The organism is Dongia soli (assembly GCF_034044715.1).
GTDB classification, from domain to species: domain Bacteria; phylum Pseudomonadota; class Alphaproteobacteria; order Dongiales; family Dongiaceae; genus Dongia_B; species Dongia_B soli.
In genome coordinates this window covers 44,525-62,762 of record NZ_JAXCLW010000001.1, presented here as the reverse complement: position 1 = coordinate 62,762, position 18,238 = coordinate 44,525, and the positions used below count along the sequence as shown (strand labels likewise).

Below are 18,238 nucleotides of genomic sequence, written 5' to 3'. Positions count from 1 at the left end.
TCAGCCGGCCGCCAGTTCAGCGCGTTTTTCTTCCAGTTCCAACCAACGGGTCTCAGCCTCGGCAAGCGCCGTCTTCTTGCCGGCCAGCAGATCGCTGGCCTTGGCGAATTTCTGCGGATCGCGGCTATAGAGATCGGGATCGGCCAAGGCGGTTTCGATCACCTGGATCTCCTTTTCCAGAGTGGCGATCCGGCCCGGCAGATCGTCCAGCTCACGTTGTTCCTTGGAGCTCAGCCGTTGCGGTGCACGTGCCGGCGGCGGTGCTTTTTCGGTCGCCGGCTTTTTCGCCGCCTTGTCGCTGGCCACGGCTTTCGGTTCAGGTCGCTGGATCAGGTAATCGCTATAGCCGCCGGGATATTCGGCCACCTCGCCATCGCCTTCGACCGCGATCACGCTGGTGACCAGGCGATCGAGAAAATCGCGATCATGGCTCACCAGCAGCAAGGTGCCATCGTAATCGGACAGCACTTCCTGAAGCAGGTCGAGCGTATCCATGTCCAGATCATTGGTCGGCTCGTCGAGCACGATGAGGTTGCTGGGCTGCGCGAAAAGCTTTGCCAGCATCAAGCGCGCGCGCTCGCCGCCCGACAAAGTCCGCACCGTCATCGTTGCCTGTTTGTCATTGAACAGGAAGTCCCGAAGATAGGCGACGACATGGCGCTGCTGGCCCCGTACATCGATCGAATCGCCCCCGCCCGGCGCCAGGGTCTGCCACAGCGTTTTGTCGAGATCGAAAACCATGCGCCGCTGGTCGAGATAGAGCGGCATGAGATTGGTGCCGAGGCGGATCGTGCCGGAATCCGGCTGCATCTGGCCGGTCAGCAATTTCAGAATGGTGCTCTTGCCGGCGCCATTGGGGCCGATCAGGCCGAGCCGGTCGCCGCGCTGAATCCGCGTTGAGAAACCATCGACGATCGTAACCTCGCTGCCGTCCGGCCGGATGAAACACTTGCTGATATCGATGGCCTCGATCACCAGTTGGCCGCCGCTTTCGGCTTCCGACAAGGCAAGCTTCGCCTTGCCGCGCGCCTTCAGCGCTTCGGCCCGTTGCTTGCGAAGGGCAAACAAGTTGCGGCGGCGGCCTTCATTGCGGGACCGGCGGGCGGTGACGCCGCGCGCCAGCCAGTATTCCTCCTGCTCGATGCGCTTTTGCAGCCGGTAATTTTCCGCCGCTTCCTGCTCGATGATGCCGTTGGACCAGTCTTCGAACTTCGCAAAGCCGTCATCCAGCTCGAACATGCGGCCGCGATCGAGCCACAACAGCCGTCGCGTCAATTTGGTCAGAAAGGTGCGATCGTGGCTGATCATCAGGATGCCGCCGGGAAAGGCCGCCAGTTCTTCTTCCAGCCATTCAATCGTGGGCAGGTCGAGATGGTTGGTCGGCTCGTCCAGCAGCAGCAGATCCGGCCGCCTTACCAGGACACGTCCCAAGGCTGTGCGGCGGCCTTCACCGCCCGACAAGGTGGAGATATCGCGGCTGCCATCCAGATCGAGATGATCAAGAACCGCATCGATGCGATAGGTTTCGCCTTCGGGATCGGCCAGGCCGGCACCGATATAGCCAGCGACCGTTCCGCCAAGCGAAAGGTCGGGGTTCTGCGGCAAATAGCCGACCGTTATGCCCGGCTGCAGGAAGCGCTGGCCGCCATCCAGTTCGACCTCGCCGGCCAAAGCCTTGAGGATTGTCGATTTGCCAGAGCCATTGGCGCCGACCAGGCAGACCCGCTCGCCTTTGCCGAGGCTCATGGTGATATTGGCGAAAAGCGGCCGCCCGCCGAAGGTGACGGTGGCATTGCGCAAAGTGAGTTGGGGGGGTGCTACGGGCATATAGGATTAAGTCTCAATTGATGCCGCGTTCCTTGGCGATCTTGTCATAGGCGGCATTGATGCGGGCAAGCTTCTCCGTCGCCAGATCGACGAAATCAGCCGGCAGGCCTTGTGCGATCAGCTTGTCCGGATGGTTGTCGCGGACCAGTTTGCGCCAAGCCTGCTTGATGTCGTCATTCCCCGTTTCGCGGGTTACGCCGAGAATAGTGTAGGGATCTGCCTTGTCCGGGCCGACATTGGCTTCCCGGATACGGGCGAAATCGCCTTCGGTGAAGCCGAAAATCTCGGCAACGCGCTGCAGATAGTTCAATTCGGCTTCATGCACATGACCATCGGCGCGAGCGATATGGAACAGGCCGTCAAGCATTTCTTCCAAAACAGGATGTTTCGGCTGGAACATCCGGGCCACCTGACGGGCATAGGTTTCGAAGCCGAAAGTGTCGCGCTTCGCCAGATCGAAGATTCGCGCCACGTTCTTAAGCTCGGCCGGCGGGACATGGAAAACTTCCTTGAAGGCATCCACCTCGGCGCGGGTGACCACACCATCGGCCTTCGCCATTTTGGCGCCGAGCGCGATGGCCGCCACGGTGAAGGCGACCTGGCGGGTTGCCGATCGGTCGTCGCTGTCCGAATCAGGTGGCGGTAATTGTTCATGTTCGACTGTCACATCGACGGCATGTCCCGCCAGCGCGCCAATCAGCGCCCCAATCGGCCCGCCAATGGCGAAGCCGGCAGCGCCGCCGATGATTTTGCCCCAAACGCTCATGATACTCCCAAACAGCGGCCAATATTAGTGGCCCCGGCGAACATATCGGCTCGGCGCCGGTTTTTCCAGCCGGGGAGCGATGTCTTTTGTCGCGCCAGGGATGCGTGAGAGCCATGGAGGCGCCGCGCCTGTTTCAAGGGCTGCATTTTCATGGCACCCGGCTATAAGTCCGATATGATCGGCTTGTGTGCGTTATGGGGAAGAACATGGCGAAGTCAGTGGAACAGCAGATGAAGCAAAAGCAGGCGGGCAAGTGGCAATTCTGGATCGACCGCGGCGGCACCTTCACTGACGTTGTAGCCAAGCGTCCCGATGGCAGCTTAGTGACCCATAAGTTGTTGTCGGAAAACCCCGAACGCTACCGAGACGCGGCGATCCAGGGCATCTGTGACCTGCTTCAGTTGCAGCCCGGCGAGGCGCTGCCGGAAGATGTCCAGGCGATCAAGATGGGGACCACGGTTGCGACCAATGCGCTGCTCGAGCGCAAGGGTGAGCCGACATTGCTGGTGACGACCAAAGGTTTCCGTGACGCCTTGCGGATCGCCTACCAGAACCGGCCGAAGATCTTTGCGCGCCGCATCCTTTTGCCGGAACTGCTTTATGCCGGAGTGATCGAGGTCGATGAGCGGGTGACGGCCAAAGGCGAGGTGATCCGTCAACTCGATCTTGCCGCCGCCAGGCGTGAGATGCAGGCTGCCTATGACCGGGGGTTGCGGGCCGTCGCCATCCTGCTGATGCATGGCTACCGCTTCACGGGGCACGAGAAGCAGCTCGCCGATGCCGCCGCCGCGATCGGCTTCACGCAGATCTCGGTCAGCCATCAGGTCTCGCCGCTGATGAAGCTGGTCAGCCGGGGCGACACCACCGTGGTCGATGCCTATCTCTCACCGATCCTGCGGCGCTACGTGGATCAGGTGGCGAGCGAGATTGGCAATCAGACGACGCGGCTGATGTTCATGCAGTCGAATGGGGGCCTGACCGATGGCCATAGCTTTCAGGGCAAGGACAGCATCCTTTCCGGCCCCGCGGGCGGGATTGTCGGGGCGGTGCAGACGGCCGCCATGGCCGGCTTCAGCAAGATCATCGGTTTCGACATGGGCGGTACATCGACGGATGTTTCGCATTACAACGGGGCCTATGAACGCAGCTTCGATGCCCAGGTCGCCGGCATTCGCATCCGCGCGCCGATGATGCAGATTCATACCGTCGCCGCGGGCGGCGGTTCGATCCTGTTCTTCGACGGCTCCCGCTTCCGCGTCGGCCCGGAATCGGCCGGCGCAAATCCGGGGCCGGCCAGCTATCGCCGTGGCGGGCCGCTGGCCGTCACCGATTGCAATGTCATGCTGGGTCGCCTCAATCCCGATTTCTTCCCCAAGGTCTTCGGCAAGGATGGCAATCTGCCGCTCGACCGTGATGTCGTGGTGCAGAAATTCGTGGCGATGGCAGCGGATATTTCCGCCAAATCCGGCAAGAATATGTCACCCGAAGAGGTGGCAGAGGGCTTTTTGAAAATCGCCGTCGCCAATATGGCCAATGCGATCAAGGAAATCTCGATCCAGCGCGGCTATGATGTCAGCCACTACACCTTGGCTTGTTTCGGCGGGGCCGGTGGCCAGCATGCCTGTCAGGTCGCCGATGCGCTTGGCATGACGCGTATCTTCCTGCATCCCTTCGCCGGCGTTTTGTCGGCCTATGGCATGGGTCTCGCCGATATCCGTGCCTTGCGGCACCGCACGGTGGAAGCATCCTTGGATGCCAACTTACTGTCGCGGCTTGAAAGCGATCTCGATGCGCTTGCCGCAGAGGCCGTTGCAGAGGTCGAGGCGCAAGGTATCGCACCGGAGCAGATCACGCTGCTGCGGCACGTGCATGTGAAATATGCCGGCACCGATGCCGCTCTGGTGGCGGAACACGGCGATCTCGCAACCATCAAAGCGAATTTCGAGGAAGAGCACCGGCAGCGTTACGGTTTCATCGTGCCGAATAAGCCGCTGATCGTCGATTCGGTCAGCGTTGAGGCGATCGGGGCCACCGAGGCCGTCAGCGATCCCACCCTCACTGACGTTAGCAAGGCCGATGCCGAGCCGAAAGCGCGTGTGCCTTTCTGGGCGGAGGGGCAGGAATTGTCGGCACCGGTCTTCGACCGTATCGGCTTGCGGCCCGGACAGTTGGTCAATGGCCCGGCCATCATTCTCGATCCGACCAGTACTACCGTCGTCGAACCCGGCTGGCGCGTGCATCTGACAGAGCTTGGCCATCTCGTTGTCGAACGGTACCAGGCGCTGCAGCGGCAAGCGGCCATCGGCACCAGCGTCGATCCGGTGATGCTGGAGATCTTCAACAATCTGTTCATGTCGATCGCCGAACAGATGGGCTCCACTCTGGAAAAGACCAGCCATTCGGTGAATATCAAGGAGCGTCTGGATTTCTCTTGCGCCGTCTTCGATCAGCAAGGCCGGTTGATCGCCAATGCGCCGCATATGCCGGTGCATCTCGGATCGATGGGCGAATCCGTCGAGAGCATCATTCGGGGCAATCTCGACGTATCCGGCCGAACCACCATGAAGCCAGGTGACGTCTACGTGCTGAATGCGCCCTATAACGGCGGCACCCATTTGCCTGATGTCACCGTGGTGACGCCAGTCTTCGATGAAGCGGGACGGGATATTCTTTTCTATGTTGCCAGCCGCGGCCACCATGCGGATATCGGCGGCATCACGCCGGGTTCGATGCCGCCGGACAGCAAGACGGTGGAAGAGGAGGGCGTGCTGATCGATAATTTCAAGCTGGTCGATCAGGGGCGCTTCCTTGAAGCCGAATTGCGGGTTTTGCTCGCAACCGGTCTCTATCCGGTGCGCAACCCCGATCAGAATGTCGCGGATCTCGGCGCGCAGGTGGCGGCCAATGAAAAAGGCGTTCAGGAACTGCACCGGATGGTGCGCGACTTCGGGCTGGATGTCGTCCATGCCTATATGGGACATGTGCGCGCCAATGCGGCGGAACAGGTGCGACGGGTGATCGATCGCTTGAAGAACGGCGCCTTCACCTATGAGATGGATGATGGCGCGAAGATCGCCGTCACCGTCACGGTCGATCATGGGAAGCGCAGCGCGATCATCGATTTCACCGGCACCTCGGCGCAATTGCCGAGCAATTTCAATGCACCGTCGGCGGTGGCCAAGGCAGCGGTCCTCTATGTCTTCCGGACGCTGATCGACGACGAAATCCCCATGAATGCCGGTTGCCTGGAACCGTTGGAGATCATCATCCCCGATGGCAGCATGCTGAAGCCGGCTTATCCGGCAGCGGTGGTCAGCGGCAATGTCGAAACCTCGCAATGCGTGACCGATGCGCTTTACGGCGCCATGGGTGTCATGGCGGCCGCCCAAGGCACGATGAACAATTTCACCTTCGGTAACGAAAAATACCAGTATTACGAAACCATCGCCGGCGGGTCCGGTGCGGGGCCGGATTTCGATGGCACCGATGCGGTTCAGACCCATATGACAAATTCACGTCTCACCGATCCGGAAGTGTTGGAATGGCGTTTCCCTGTTTTGGTGGAGGATTTCCGCATCCGGCGCGGCAGCGGCGGCAAAGGAAAGCATCGCGGCGGCGATGGCGTGGTCCGGCGCATCCAGTTCCGCGAGGCGATGACCGCGGCGATCCTGAGCGGCCATCGGGTGATCCATCCCTATGGCATGGCGGGCGGCGAGGCCGGCGCTTTGGGACGCAATACCGTCCAGCGTGTCGATGGCCATATCGACGTGCTCAACGGGACTGATCGCACCGAGATGCGGCCAGGCGACTGCTTTGTGGTGGAAACCCCGGGAGGCGGAGGCTACGGTAAAGCAAAAGCGTGATTGAGGAAACGCCAATGGCACAGGAAGCACGCCGTCTCGCCGATCCAACGGCGCTGATCGCCGCTCTGACGGCGTTGTTGGGTGATAATCGGGTCAGCACCAATCCCGGCATTCTCGACCGCCATGGCCATGACGAATCCTATCATCCGACCCATGCGCCGGATGTCGTCGTCTTTCCGCAATCGACGGAGGAGGTGGCGCAGGTCATGCGCCTGGCGCGCCGTCACGCGGCGCCAGTCATCCCCTTCGGCGTCGGCACGTCCCTGGAAGGGCATGTCGCGGCCTTGCAAGGCGGTGTCAGTGTCGATCTCAGCGGCATGAACCAGATCATCGAGGTCAATGGCGATGATCTCGATGTGCAGGTCCAGGCGGGCGTTACGCGCAAGCAGCTCAATGCTCATCTCCGCGATGCGGGCTTGTTCTTTCCGATCGATCCCGGGGCCGATGCGACGATCGGCGGCATGACCTCGACCCGGGCCAGCGGCACCAATGCCGTCCGCTATGGCACGATGCGCGAGAATGTATTGGGCCTGACCGTCGTCTTGGCTGACGGCCGTGTGATCAAAACGGGTGGCCGGGCGCGGAAATCGGCAGCCGGCTATGACCTGACGCGACTGTTCGTCGGTTCGGAAGGCACGCTCGGCGTCATCACCGAGATCCGCTTGCGGCTCTATGGCATTCCCGAAGCGATTGCCGCTGCCGTTGCCCCGTTCCCGACGATCGGCGAGGCGGTCAATACGGTCATCCGCATCATCCAGTCCGGCATTCCCGTCGCTCGGATTGAATTGCTGGACGAGGTCCAGATGGATGCAGTCAACCGCTATTCGCAGCTCGATTATCCGGTGGCGCCGACCTTGTTCTTCGAATTCCACGGCAGCGAGGCCGGCGTCACCGAGCAGTCCGATGCGGTGAAAATGATCGCCTCCGATTTCGGCGGCACGGATTTCCGCTGGAGCACCCGGGCGGAGGAACGCAACAAATTATGGCAGGCGCGGCATGACGCCTATTATGCCGGCATCAATCTGCGTCCGGGCGCCAAAGGTTGGCCGACCGATGTCTGCGTCCCGATCTCACGTCTCGCGGATTGTATTGTGGCAACCAAGGCCGATATCGCTGCAAGCGGTCTGTTGGCGCCAATCGTCGGCCATGTCGGCGACGGCAATTTCCACACCAACATGATTATCGATCCGGCGAATCCCGCGGAGCTGGCCGCGGCGGAAGCTTTCAACCAGCGCCTGGTCGCGCGGGCGCTGGAGATGGGCGGTACTTGCACCGGCGAGCATGGGATCGGCTACGGCAAGATCGCCTTCCTCGAACAGGAACATGGCGCCGAAGCCGTCCAATTGATGCGCCTTCTGAAACAGTCGATCGATCCGGATAACCGGCTCAACCCAGGCAAGATTTTCCGAAATTAGTTTCGCGAAGAGCGGCTTTGCTCAGTCACTTTTCCCGCATGACGGCGCGCCAGCCGATATCGCGCCGGCAGAAACCTTCCGGCCAGTCGATGAGATCGACAGCGCGATAGGCCTTCTCCTGCGCTTCTCGGACGGTCTTGCCAAGGGCTGTCACGGCCAGGACGCGGCCACCATGGGCTTCGATCTCACCCTTGTCATTGGCCTTGGTGCCGGCATGGAAGACCGTGACATCCGCCAGTTTCTTGGCCTCGTCGAGCTTGCGGATGATGCTGCCAGGTTTGGTCTTGCCAGGATAGCCATTGCTGGCCATGACGACGCAGAGGGCGGCTTGGTCATACCACCGTAGATCAAAATCCTTCAGCGTGCCATCGCGCGCCGCCACCAGCGCCGGCACCAGATCGGATTTCAACCGCTGGCACAGGACCTCGCATTCGGGATCGCCGAAACGTGCATTGAATTCGATCAGGCGCGGCCCGTTGACCGTCGCCATGATGCCGGCAAAAAGCACGCCCTTGAACGGCCGGCCTTCCGCCGCCATGCCCCGGACGGCAGGTGTGATGATCAAGTTCATGATGTCACGCTCAAGCTCGGCGGTCGCAATGGGAGCCGGTGCATAAGCGCCCATGCCGCCGGTATTGAGGCCGGTATCGCCGTCGCCGACCCGCTTGTGATCCTGGGCCGAACCCAGCGGCAAGGCATGAATCCCATCGACCAAAGCAAAGAAGCTCAATTCCTCGCCATCGAGAAATTCTTCAATGACGACTTCCGCCCCGGCGGCGCCGAATTGTCCGGCAACGAGAATGTCATCAATCGCTCTATCTGCTTCCGTGTGATCGGCGCAGATGATGACGCCTTTGCCGGCGGCGAGCCCATCTGCCTTGACGACCAAAGGCGTCGAAAGGGTCCTGGCGAAATCCTTTGCTGCGGCCGGGCTACTGCAGCGACGATAGGCCGCAGTCGGAATGTTGTATTTGGCGCAGAGATCTTTCATAAAACCCTTGGAACCCTCGATCTCCGCCGCTTTCGCGGTGGGGCCGAAAGCCGGGATTCCATTTTCCTCAAGGCGGTCGACCAGGCCGGCGACCAGCGGGGCTTCGGGGCCGACGACCACCAGGTCGATATGCTCGTTGCGGGCCAGATCGACCAGAGCGTCTACATCTTCCGCCTTGACCGGCACACAAGTAGCTTCCTCGGCGATGCCGGCATTGCCCGGGGCGCAGAACAATTTGTCGCAGAGCGGCGAGGCAGCGATCTTCCAGCACAAGGCATGTTCTCGACCGCCGGACCCAACCACGAGAATGCGCATATGAAAAGTCCCTTTGACGAAGCTTACGGGTAATCAGGTAGGTGACCTGAAGGCCTCGGATAACATACAATATTTTGCCATGACAGAGATTCGACAACCTGACCAGCCGGCGACGGAACCGCCCGTCTCATCCGCCCACAATCTCGCCGAATACTCGGTCAGCGAATTGGCCTTTGCCATCAAGCGGACCCTGGAAACCGGCTTCGATCGCGTCCGCGTCAAAGGCGAGATTTCCGGCTTCAAGCGCGCCGCTTCGGGCCACCTTTATATGGTGCTGAAAGACGAAAATTCAGGGCTGAAAGCGGTCTGCTGGAAAGGCGTCGCCGGGCGCCTGGGAATTCGCCCGGAAGACGGGATGGAAGTCGTCGCGACAGGCCGCATCACGTCCTATGCCGAACGTTCGGAATATCAACTGGTTATCGAGCGGCTGGAACTGGCAGGCATCGGCGCATTGCTGAAAATGCTGGAAGACCGGCGGCGCAAATTGGCCGCCGAAGGCTTGTTCGACGCCGAGCGCAAACGCAGGCTGCCGCTCTTGCCGCAAGTAATCGGTGTCGTGACCTCGCCGACAGGGGCCGTCATTCGCGACATTCTGCACCGGTTGGAGGATCGCTTTCCCCGCCATGTCCTGCTTTGGCCTGTCCTGGTCCAGGGCGAAGGCGCAGCCGGTCAGGTAGCGGCAGCCATTCGCGGTTTTAATGCTCTGCCGGAAAACGGCCCGGTCCCGCGACCCGATTTGCTGATTGTGGCGCGGGGTGGCGGCTCGCTGGAAGATCTGATGCCCTTCAATGAGGAAATCGTCGTGCGGGCGGCGGCAGAAAGCCGGATACCACTGATCAGTGCAGTCGGGCATGAAACCGATACGACGCTGATCGATCATGCCGCCGATCGCCGGGCGCCCACACCGACGGCGGCGGCGGAAATCGCTGTTCCCGTGCGGGGCGATCTCCTCGCCGAACTCGGCCAGTGCAGTCAGCGTTTGGCCTCGGCGCTCACTCGCCGCCTGACGGAGGGCCGACTGGCAGTGGAGGGCCTTGGTCGCGGCTTGCCGGATCCACAGCGCCTCATTCAAGAGCGGGGACAGCAGCTCGACCAATGGATCGATCGCTGGCTCAATGCAAGGCTGACAAATTTCGATCGGCGCCGCGATCTGCTGGCCAACCTGTCGGCGCGCTTGCGTACACCGCGCGAACAGATCGACGCAGCCGGTACGGCCTTGCGTCATGCGGGCGAGAGATTGTCCGCCTGTTTCGCCCATGGGCTGGATCGTCACGGACGGCAACTCGACAAGGTCGCGCATGGCCTCAGGCCGGTTCTACTTGCCAATCTGATCGAGCGCCGCCGGACGGCGCTGGATCATGCGGCGGCCCTGCTCGACAGCTATTCTTATACCGAAATTCTGAAACGCGGCTTCGTGCTGGTGCGCGATACCGACGGGACGCCGGTCGGCGCAGCCAGCCAGGTTGCTACCGGACAGGCCTTGCATTTGCAATTCCATGACGGCGTGGTCGATGTGGTTGCCGGCGGCGATGCCGTCTCCGACAGTCCATCGTCCCAAGCTGCGCCATCATCGTCCACTGCGGCGGCAGCATCGCGTCGGCCGGCCAAGAAAGCGACGACGCCGGGCGATTCCTCGCCTCAAGGGTCATTGCTTTGATCAAGCCGTTTCGTCTGCTCGCCCTGGCGGGATTCGCCTGCCTGCTGCCGCAACTGGCTTCAGCCGTCGATATCAGGGGTGAGCTGGTCCAAGGCGGGCTTGCCATCGGGCAGGCGAAACCAGGCGATCGCATTGAGCTCGACGGGCAGGAGATCAAGGTCGCGCCGGACGGGCTCTTCGTCTTCGGTTTCGGACGCGACGCGCCGGCCGAGCACAAGCTCACGCTCATCCAGCCGGACGGCAAATCCAGCCAACAGATCCTGATTGTGCGGTCGCGGCAATTCGACATCCAGCACATTGATCACCTCGACCAGAACCAGGTAACGCCTGATCCAGCGACACAGGCACGGATTGTTGCCGACATCAACCAAGTGCGGGATGCGCGCCTTGCTGCGAGCGATAATCGCGACTTTCAAACGCCCTTCATCTGGCCGGCCAGGGGGCCGATCAGCGGCGTCTATGGCAGCCAGCGCATTCTCAACCGGACGCCGAAATCACCGCATTTCGGCGTCGATATCGCAGCGCCCGAAGGCAGCCCGGTCATTGCGCCGGCTGGCGGTGTGGTTACGCTGTCGGCGCCGGGCATGGTGCTGATGGGCAATGCCGTTGTGCTCGATCACGGCTTCGGCGTCTATTCGACCTTCATTCATCTCAACGATATCGCGGTGAAGCCGGGACAGCGCATCGCCCAAGGCGATCTCATCGGCCATGTCGGCAAGACCGGCCGGGCAACGGGACCGCATCTTCATTGGGCGCTCAACTGGCTTGGCGTTCCCTTGGATGCAGCCTTGCTCGTGCCGCCGATGGCGCCCCTCGCTCAGCAGTGATGCCGTCGCGAGAGGGGTCCGACGTCAATCGAGTTTCTCTGCGTTCCCGGCCAGCACCTCACAGAGATCCGCACCGTCATGGAACGCGGCAAGGTCCGGCGGATAGCCGATGCCGCCGCGCAATTTCGGATCGGCGATCGGCTGGCCGATCACTTGGCGAAGCGGAATGACCCCGGCCCAGCAATCCAGCGCATAGTCCTCGTCGTCGTCCTTCGGACCGCCGGTACGGGTCTTGGCGGCTGCTTCCTCGATTTCCATGCGGATCAGGGTGGTCGCCTTCAGCTCCTGGACATTGTTCGGACGCAGGCTGGCGCGGCGGCCGGGAAAAAGGCGATCGATGAAGCGATCCAATTCCCTGCTCTTTTCCGCTGGATCCTCAACGATCTGCGCCGTGCCAAATGCCATGACCGAGCGATAATTAAGGGAGTGATGAAAGCCGGAACGGGCGAGAACGAAGCCGTCGATATGGCTGACCGTCACGCAGACAGGCAATCCGGGGGATTGCCTGCGCAACATCCGGCTGGCCGAGGAGCCATGCCAGTACAGCACCCGTCCGGTCCGCCAATAGGAGGTCGGCGTCACATAAGGATGGCCGTCGATGACATAGGCGATATGGGCAATGAATCCGGCATCGAGCAAAGCGAAGACGGATTCCTCGTCATACTTGCCCCGCTCATGCAGGCGTTTGACGCGGGAGCGGTCGGTCGGCGTGAAGCTGTTCATGATCGGTGTTGTCCTAAGCGGTGAGTCGGCGATATCCTGCGCGATATACCGGTTCCATCAAAAGCGCCGAAATGATAAAAATATAGGAACCAGTATATCGTATTTTGGAGTTTCCATGCCCCGCCGTGCCGGCATCGGCAGCCTGCTGATGCCGCATCTCGATCCCGCCTTGCCGGAGCCCTTGTTTCGTCAGCTTTACGGCGAATTGCGCCAGGCTATTCTCGGCGGCCGTCTAACGCCCGGCGCCCGCATGCCGGCCAGCCGCGCGTTTGCCGATGAGCTCGCGGTTTCCCGCAATACCGTTCTCGGTGCCTATGAGCAATTGCTGAGCGAAGGCTATTTGGAGATGCGGCCCGGCTCCGGCACCTATGTGGCTGCCGACCTGCCGGACTTGCTGCCCGACCGCACCGGCAAACGGCCGATCGGCGAGGAAAAAGCACAAGGGCAATTGGCCGGCTGGGCCCGGCGCGCCGCAACGTTGATCGATCCGGAGGCCAATTCGCGGCAATCGCGCGATCACATCCCAGGCTCGGTCTGGACACCTTGCTTCATTCCAGGCTTGCCCGATTGCAGCGATTTTCCCTTCGCTGCCTGGTCGCGGCTATTGGCTAAGAGCTGGCGCGATCCCGAGCGGGCCTTGGTGATGGGCGGCGATCCCGGCGGTTACCTCCCCTTGCGCGAGGCGGTCGCGGATTACCTTCGGCAAGTGCGCGGCGTCGATTGTGCGGCGGAAGACGTATTGATCGTCAGCGGCATCCGGCAGGCGGTCGATCTCACCTGCCGGCTATTGATCGATCCGGGCGATCCGGTCTGGGTGGAGCGTCCGGGCTTTCCGGGCCTGCGCGCCGCCATCGCCGCCCAAGGCGCGCAGCTGATCCATGTGCCGGTGGATGACGAAGGACTGGATGTCGCCGATGGTTTGCGCCAGGCGGCAAGAGCCAGGCTCGCTTGCGTGGCGCCTTCCCATCAATATCCGCTTGGTGTCGTGATGTCGCTGCAACGCCGTCTGGCCCTGCTCGCCTGGGCGCGGGAAGCCAAAGCCTGGATTTTGGAAGACGATTACGACAGCGAATACCGTTACGCCGGCCGGCCCTTGGCGGCTTTGCGCAGCCTCGATGAAGACGGCCGTGTCATTTACATGGGATCGCTGTCGAAACTGCTTTTTCCCAGCCTGCGGCTCGGCTATCTGGTGACGCCGCCGCAACTGACGGCAGCTTTTCGCCATGCACGATCAGTGATCGACGACCAGCCGTCGATGTCGACGCAGCCGGCGCTCGCCGCGCTTTTCCAGAGCGGCCTGTTGGCGGCTCATGTGCGGCGCATGCGCAAGCGCTATGCGCGGCGACAGCAACTGCTGTTGCAGGCAGCGGCCAAACATCTGGAGGGGCAGATCGAATTGCGTCCGGATGAGGCCGGACTGCATCTGGTCGGGCAGCTTGTTGGCGCTGCGGCGCAACGTTTCGATGACGAAACCGCATCGCATCACTTGCGGCAAGCCGGCTTGGTGGTTCCGCCGCTATCCCGCTATGATGTCGGCCCGCGGCTCCGGCGCGGGTTGATGTTCGGCTATGCGGCGGTACCGGACATGCGGATCGAACCGGCCATCGCCTTGGTCGCGAAAATGCTGAAACCATGAGGGATGCATGTCGCAGATGAATACTTCCGGCCGGCTGCTCGCAGCCTTGTTGCTGCTTCTCGCCGCCGGTTGCAGCAGCAACTCCGGTTCTGGCCGGATGCAATCCACGGCGGCGCAAACAGCATCGTTGTCTCAGGCGTCAGCCGGTCAATCGGCACAGACCGGGCTTCATAACGGGCCGAAACATTGGGTCGCCCTGCTGGTCGCCGGCGATGATTCCGCGCCGGTCTTCGACAACGCTGTCAACCGCATCAAGGCCATGCTCGCGCAAACTAATGTCGTGGCGACGCAAGCGATGTCTTCGGATTTCACCAAAACACCGGCCGATCAGATTGCCACCGTGGCGCGCATGGATGACGCGCTGAGCCGCTTGCCGATAGACGACGATACCGGTTGCTTCGTTTTCGTCACCTCCCATGGGGGACGGCGTGGGCTGCTGATGGCCAACGATCTCGATAGCCAGCGATTTCTGACGCCGGGGGATTTCGGCCGCATGCTGGATGCGCGCTGCGGCAATCATCCAACGGTCGCCATCGTCTCCGCTTGTTTCAGTGGCATCTTTCTCGATCAGATGACGATGGCGCCAAATCGCATTATCCTGACCGCTGCCCGCCGCGACCGGCCTTCTTTCGGATGTAGTGCCGAAGAAACCTATACCTATTACGATTCTTGCCTAATCGATAATTGGCAAAGGGCGCAAAGTTTCGGTCAGCTGCATCGGGACATTTCACGCTGCGTGCATGATAAGGAAGTCAAGCTGGGCGTGAAGCCGTCGGAACCGCAAGCCTATTTTGGCTCGGCGATCGGCGACGTGCCGTTGCCGCGGTAAGGCCCATCGCATTAGGATCGTTGCGACGACAAGGATAGCCAGTCATGTCCGGTGCATGATAGGACTTCGTGTGCGCGATGATCGTTGTGATGCCGATGTCCAAAGTCACCAAGCATTTGAGTTTATTTTTCGCGACGCTACTGCTCGGTTTCGTCATCAGCGGCAAAGACGGTCCGATCGCGATCTATCTCGGCTATTTCAGTTTCGGCTATCTGGCGCCGATGCTTCTGCTGCGCTCGGGTCGGAAATATACCGCCCTGGTGCTCTGGACTTTCCTGCTGGTGATTTTCGCCTTCGTTTTCGAGGCGGACCGCATGATGTGGCCCGATTATCGGCCGACGCGCGACGGCATCGCCGTGCTCTGCGCAGTGCCGATGCTGGCCATGGTACTTGGCTGTGGTTTCATGCTGATCGACCGATTGATGCGGGTGGAGCGGCCACTGGAGAAAGCCGGTGAGGGCAAGGCTTATAACCCGCACGCCAGTCCTGGAATAGCGGCGGCGGCGAAAACCGACAAGGCTTATCCGCCACTGCTCGGTTTTTGGTTTCTGTGGCCCTTGGGCGCTTTGGTGGTGGCGGTTCTCGACGGCAATCGCTGGGACCGCATGCGCTATGACAACAGCCTGCTGGTCAGCATGTTCGGGCCGCCACTGATCGCCACGCTGGCTTTCTTTCTCTATCGTTATTTGCGGGATCGCCAGCGGGCGCGGCAGGCGGCCGCCTTAGAGACCCGGGCGCCCGGGCCTCTAGACGCATCCACCGGCGGAACCCAAGCCGGCTGAACTACAGCAATCATCAACCGCACTTGCTGTAGCCGCAGGAGGTGCAGAGATCGCAGCCCTCCTGACGGATCAGCGAGGGAGAATTGCATTTCGGGCAATGCGCCAAGCGGCGGCCGCCGGCATCGCCGTTGCCCTGGCCATCAGCCAGATTGGCGACTTTGCGGGCGGCCATATGTTCAATCTCTTCGCGGTCCTTGGCTGGATCCGGCATGAAGCCGATATCGATCATATGACGCTCGATCACTTCGCCGATCGCCGCCAGCAGCGATGGCACATATCGCCCCCCGACCCAGGAACCGCCGCGCGGATCGAAGACGGCTTTCAACTCCTCGACCACGAAGGACACATCGCCGCCACGGCGGAAGACTGCACTGATCATGCGGGTCAGGCCGACCGTCCAGGCATAGTGTTCCATGTTCTTCGAGTTGATGAAGACCTCGAACGGGCGCCGCCGGCCATCCTGGATGATATCGTTCAAGGTGATATAGATCGCGTGGTCGCTTTCCGGCCAGCGCACCTTATAGGTTTGCCCCGGCAGCGCTTCGGGCCGATCCAAAGGCTGGGTCATATAGACGACGCCACCCGCCTCGAACACATCTTTCGCTTTGTGTTCCGGCTTGACCTCCAGCGGCAGTTCCGGTTGTGCGGTCTCTTTCGGTTTCACTTCCAGGACGGCGCCGGTGATATCGTTCGGCCGGTAGGTGGTGCAGCCTTTGCAGCCGGTTTCGTAGGCTTGGACATAAACGTCTTTGAAGGCTTCGAAGGGCAGATCGACCGGGCAATTGATGGTCTTGGAAATCGAACTGTCGATATAGGCCTGCACAGTCGCCTGCATCACCACATGGTCAGCCGGCGTCAAGGTCTGGGCATCGACAAAGTAATCCGGCAGGGGTGCGTTTTCCCCTTTCAGGCGGCGGAACAGCCGGTAGGCATAGTCGGTCACTTCCTCCGCTTGGCGCGTACCGTCCGGCAGCAATACATTGCGGGTATATTTAAAGCTGAAGACCGGTTCCAAACCCGACGAGACATTGTCGGCAAAGAGTGAGATCGTGCCGGTCGGGGCGATCGAGGTCAGCAGTGCATTGCGGATGCCATGAGCGGCGATCGCCTCCTGCACGTCCTGATCCAATTCACAAATGCTTTCACCCTGCAGATAGCCGTCGCGTTCGAAAAGCGGGAAGGCGCCTTTCTCCTTCGCCAGCTCGACCGAGGCGAGATAGGCAGCGCGCTGCAGGGTTTTCATCCATTGCCGGGTCAGATCGATCGCACGCCGGCTGCCGTAACGCGCCTCACACATGATGAGCGCATCGGCAAGGCCGGTCACACCAAGACCGATGCGGCGCTTCGCCTTGGCTTCATGATGCTGTTGCGGCAATGGAAAGTTCGAGGTGTCGACAACGTTGTCCATCATGCGGACGGCGATGCGCACCAGCTCTTCCAGTGCCGGGACATCCAGTTCCGCATCCGCCTCGAAAGGATTGCGGATCAGCGTCGTCATATTGATCGAGCCCAGCAGGCAGGCGCCATATGGCGGCAGAGGTTGCTCGCCGCAGGGATTGGTGGCGCTGATGGTTTCGCAATAATGCAGGTTGTTGCGCTGGTTGATGCGGTCGATGAAGATCACGCCCGGCTCGGCATAGGCGTAGGTCGCCCGCATGATCTTGTCCCACAATTCGCGCGCTTGGACGACGCGGAAGGTGGTGCCGCCGAATTTCAATTCCCAGGGCGCGTCTTCCTTGACCGCGCGCATGAAGGCATCCGTCACCAGGACGGAGAGATTGAACATCCGAAGCCGGCCGGCTTCACGCTTTGCCTCGATGAAGCTTTCGACATCCGGGTGGTCGCAGCGCATGGTCGCCATCATGGCGCCGCGACGATGGCCGGCCGACATGATGGTGCGGCACATGGCGTCCCAAACATCCATGAAGGAAAGCGGGCCTGATGCATCAGCGCCGACGCCCTTCACCGGCGCGCCCTTGGGCCGCAGGGTGGAGAAGTCATAACCGATGCCGCCGCCCTGCTGCATGGTGAGAGCGGCCTCGCGGAGGTGTTCAAAAATACCGCTCATATCGTCGGGCACGGTGCCCATGACGAAGCAGTTGAATAGGGTGACGTTCCGTTTCGCACCAGCACCCGCCAGGATCCGTCCGGCAGGGAGGAATTTGAAGCCTTCCAGCGCGCTGTAGAACTTGTCGCTCCAGGCAGCGCGGACATCCGGCGCCTCGCCCTCGGCGATCGCATCGGCCACGCGGCGCCAGCTATCTTCGATCGTCTTATCCACCGGCGTCCCGTCCAACGCCTTCAGCCGGTATTTCATGTCCCAGATCTGCTGCGAAATCGCCGCTACCTGCGCCATTCCAGTCACCCAATTTGTCTTTATGTCATATAGGAAGGGGCGCTGCGGCTGGCCACAGCGCGAACGCCGATTTTACCACAGCTCGTTCTTATTTTGTTTTCAATTTTGTTCCAGGTTTATCACTGTTTTATCCACCGGTGATTTCTCTGTAAGATACTGAAATATAAACATAAATAGAGATATCCACAGACACGCTGCGGCTGTGGATAGTTCCATCCACGGCCGGCTGGGCTGCGACTCGAACAATGGCT

At 61.1% G+C, this 18,238-nt stretch carries 12 protein-coding genes; 7 read left to right on the top strand and 5 right to left on the bottom strand.

Translation table 11 applies throughout. From position 1 onward, the window contains the following. Both SMD27_RS00290 and SMD27_RS00285 read right to left on the bottom strand, forming a co-directional pair. Complete coding sequence (locus SMD27_RS00290; protein WP_320506340.1) at positions 1-1,827, bottom strand: ABC-F family ATP-binding cassette domain-containing protein; 1,827 nt, start codon at positions 1,825-1,827, stop codon at positions 1-3. A 13-nt stretch (positions 1,828-1,840) separates the two neighbouring features. After that, positions 1,841-2,593 carry a TerB family tellurite resistance protein gene (locus SMD27_RS00285; RefSeq protein WP_320506339.1) on the bottom strand — a complete coding sequence of 251 codons (753 nt, stop codon included), beginning with the start codon at positions 2,591-2,593 and terminating at the stop codon, positions 1,841-1,843. A gap of 206 nt (positions 2,594-2,799) precedes the next feature. Here SMD27_RS00285 and SMD27_RS00280 point away from each other — a divergent pair, with 206 nt between their 5' ends. Continuing rightward, entirely contained in the window at positions 2,800-6,456 is a 3,657-nt protein-coding gene (locus tag SMD27_RS00280; RefSeq protein ID WP_320506338.1) for a hydantoinase B/oxoprolinase family protein, read from the top strand. A 14-nt stretch (positions 6,457-6,470) separates the two neighbouring features. Then, complete coding sequence (locus tag SMD27_RS00275; protein WP_320506337.1) at positions 6,471-7,871, top strand: FAD-binding oxidoreductase; 1,401 nt, start codon at positions 6,471-6,473, stop codon at positions 7,869-7,871. Positions 7,872-7,896: 25 nt separating this feature from the next. On the opposite strand, the gene purD is transcribed toward SMD27_RS00275, so the two are convergent. Further along, positions 7,897-9,177, bottom strand: a complete 1,281-nt coding sequence (gene purD, locus SMD27_RS00270) for a phosphoribosylamine--glycine ligase (protein WP_320506336.1) — start codon at positions 9,175-9,177, stop codon at positions 7,897-7,899. A gap of 79 nt (positions 9,178-9,256) precedes the next feature. Between purD and xseA the strand changes: the two genes are divergently transcribed. Further along, the gene (gene xseA, locus SMD27_RS00265; protein WP_320506335.1) at positions 9,257-10,834 is read left to right on the top strand and encodes an exodeoxyribonuclease VII large subunit; all 1,578 of its coding nucleotides are present in this window, start codon (positions 9,257-9,259) and stop codon (positions 10,832-10,834) included. Then, positions 10,831-11,661: a M23 family metallopeptidase gene (locus SMD27_RS00260; protein WP_320506334.1), complete on the top strand. Its 831-nt coding sequence runs from the start codon at positions 10,831-10,833 to the stop codon at positions 11,659-11,661. Before xseA ends, SMD27_RS00260 begins: the two co-directional genes overlap by 4 nt. 24 nt (positions 11,662-11,685) lie before the next feature. Here SMD27_RS00260 and SMD27_RS00255 read toward each other — a convergent pair whose 3' ends face one another. Beyond that, positions 11,686-12,384 carry a pyridoxamine 5'-phosphate oxidase family protein gene (locus SMD27_RS00255; RefSeq protein ID WP_320506333.1) on the bottom strand — a complete coding sequence of 233 codons (699 nt, stop codon included), beginning with the start codon at positions 12,382-12,384 and terminating at the stop codon, positions 11,686-11,688. Positions 12,385-12,499: 115 nt separating this feature from the next. Here SMD27_RS00255 and pdxR point away from each other — a divergent pair, with 115 nt between their 5' ends. The 3 genes from pdxR (at position 12,500) to SMD27_RS00240 (ending at position 15,631) form a co-directional block, all read left to right on the top strand. After that, positions 12,500-14,020: a MocR-like pyridoxine biosynthesis transcription factor PdxR gene (gene pdxR, locus SMD27_RS00250; RefSeq protein WP_320506332.1), complete on the top strand. Its 1,521-nt coding sequence runs from the start codon at positions 12,500-12,502 to the stop codon at positions 14,018-14,020. A gap of 7 nt (positions 14,021-14,027) precedes the next feature. Next, positions 14,028-14,849, top strand: a complete 822-nt coding sequence (locus SMD27_RS00245) for a C13 family peptidase (RefSeq protein ID WP_320506331.1) — start codon at positions 14,028-14,030, stop codon at positions 14,847-14,849. Positions 14,850-14,938: 89 nt separating this feature from the next. After that, a complete protein-coding gene (locus SMD27_RS00240) occupies positions 14,939-15,631 on the top strand; it encodes a hypothetical protein (protein WP_320506330.1) in 693 nt (230 codons plus the stop codon). A gap of 13 nt (positions 15,632-15,644) precedes the next feature. On the opposite strand, the gene SMD27_RS00235 is transcribed toward SMD27_RS00240, so the two are convergent. Continuing rightward, entirely contained in the window at positions 15,645-17,987 is a 2,343-nt protein-coding gene (locus tag SMD27_RS00235) for an adenosylcobalamin-dependent ribonucleoside-diphosphate reductase (protein ID WP_320506329.1), read from the bottom strand. Positions 17,988-18,238 lie beyond the last annotated feature (251 nt).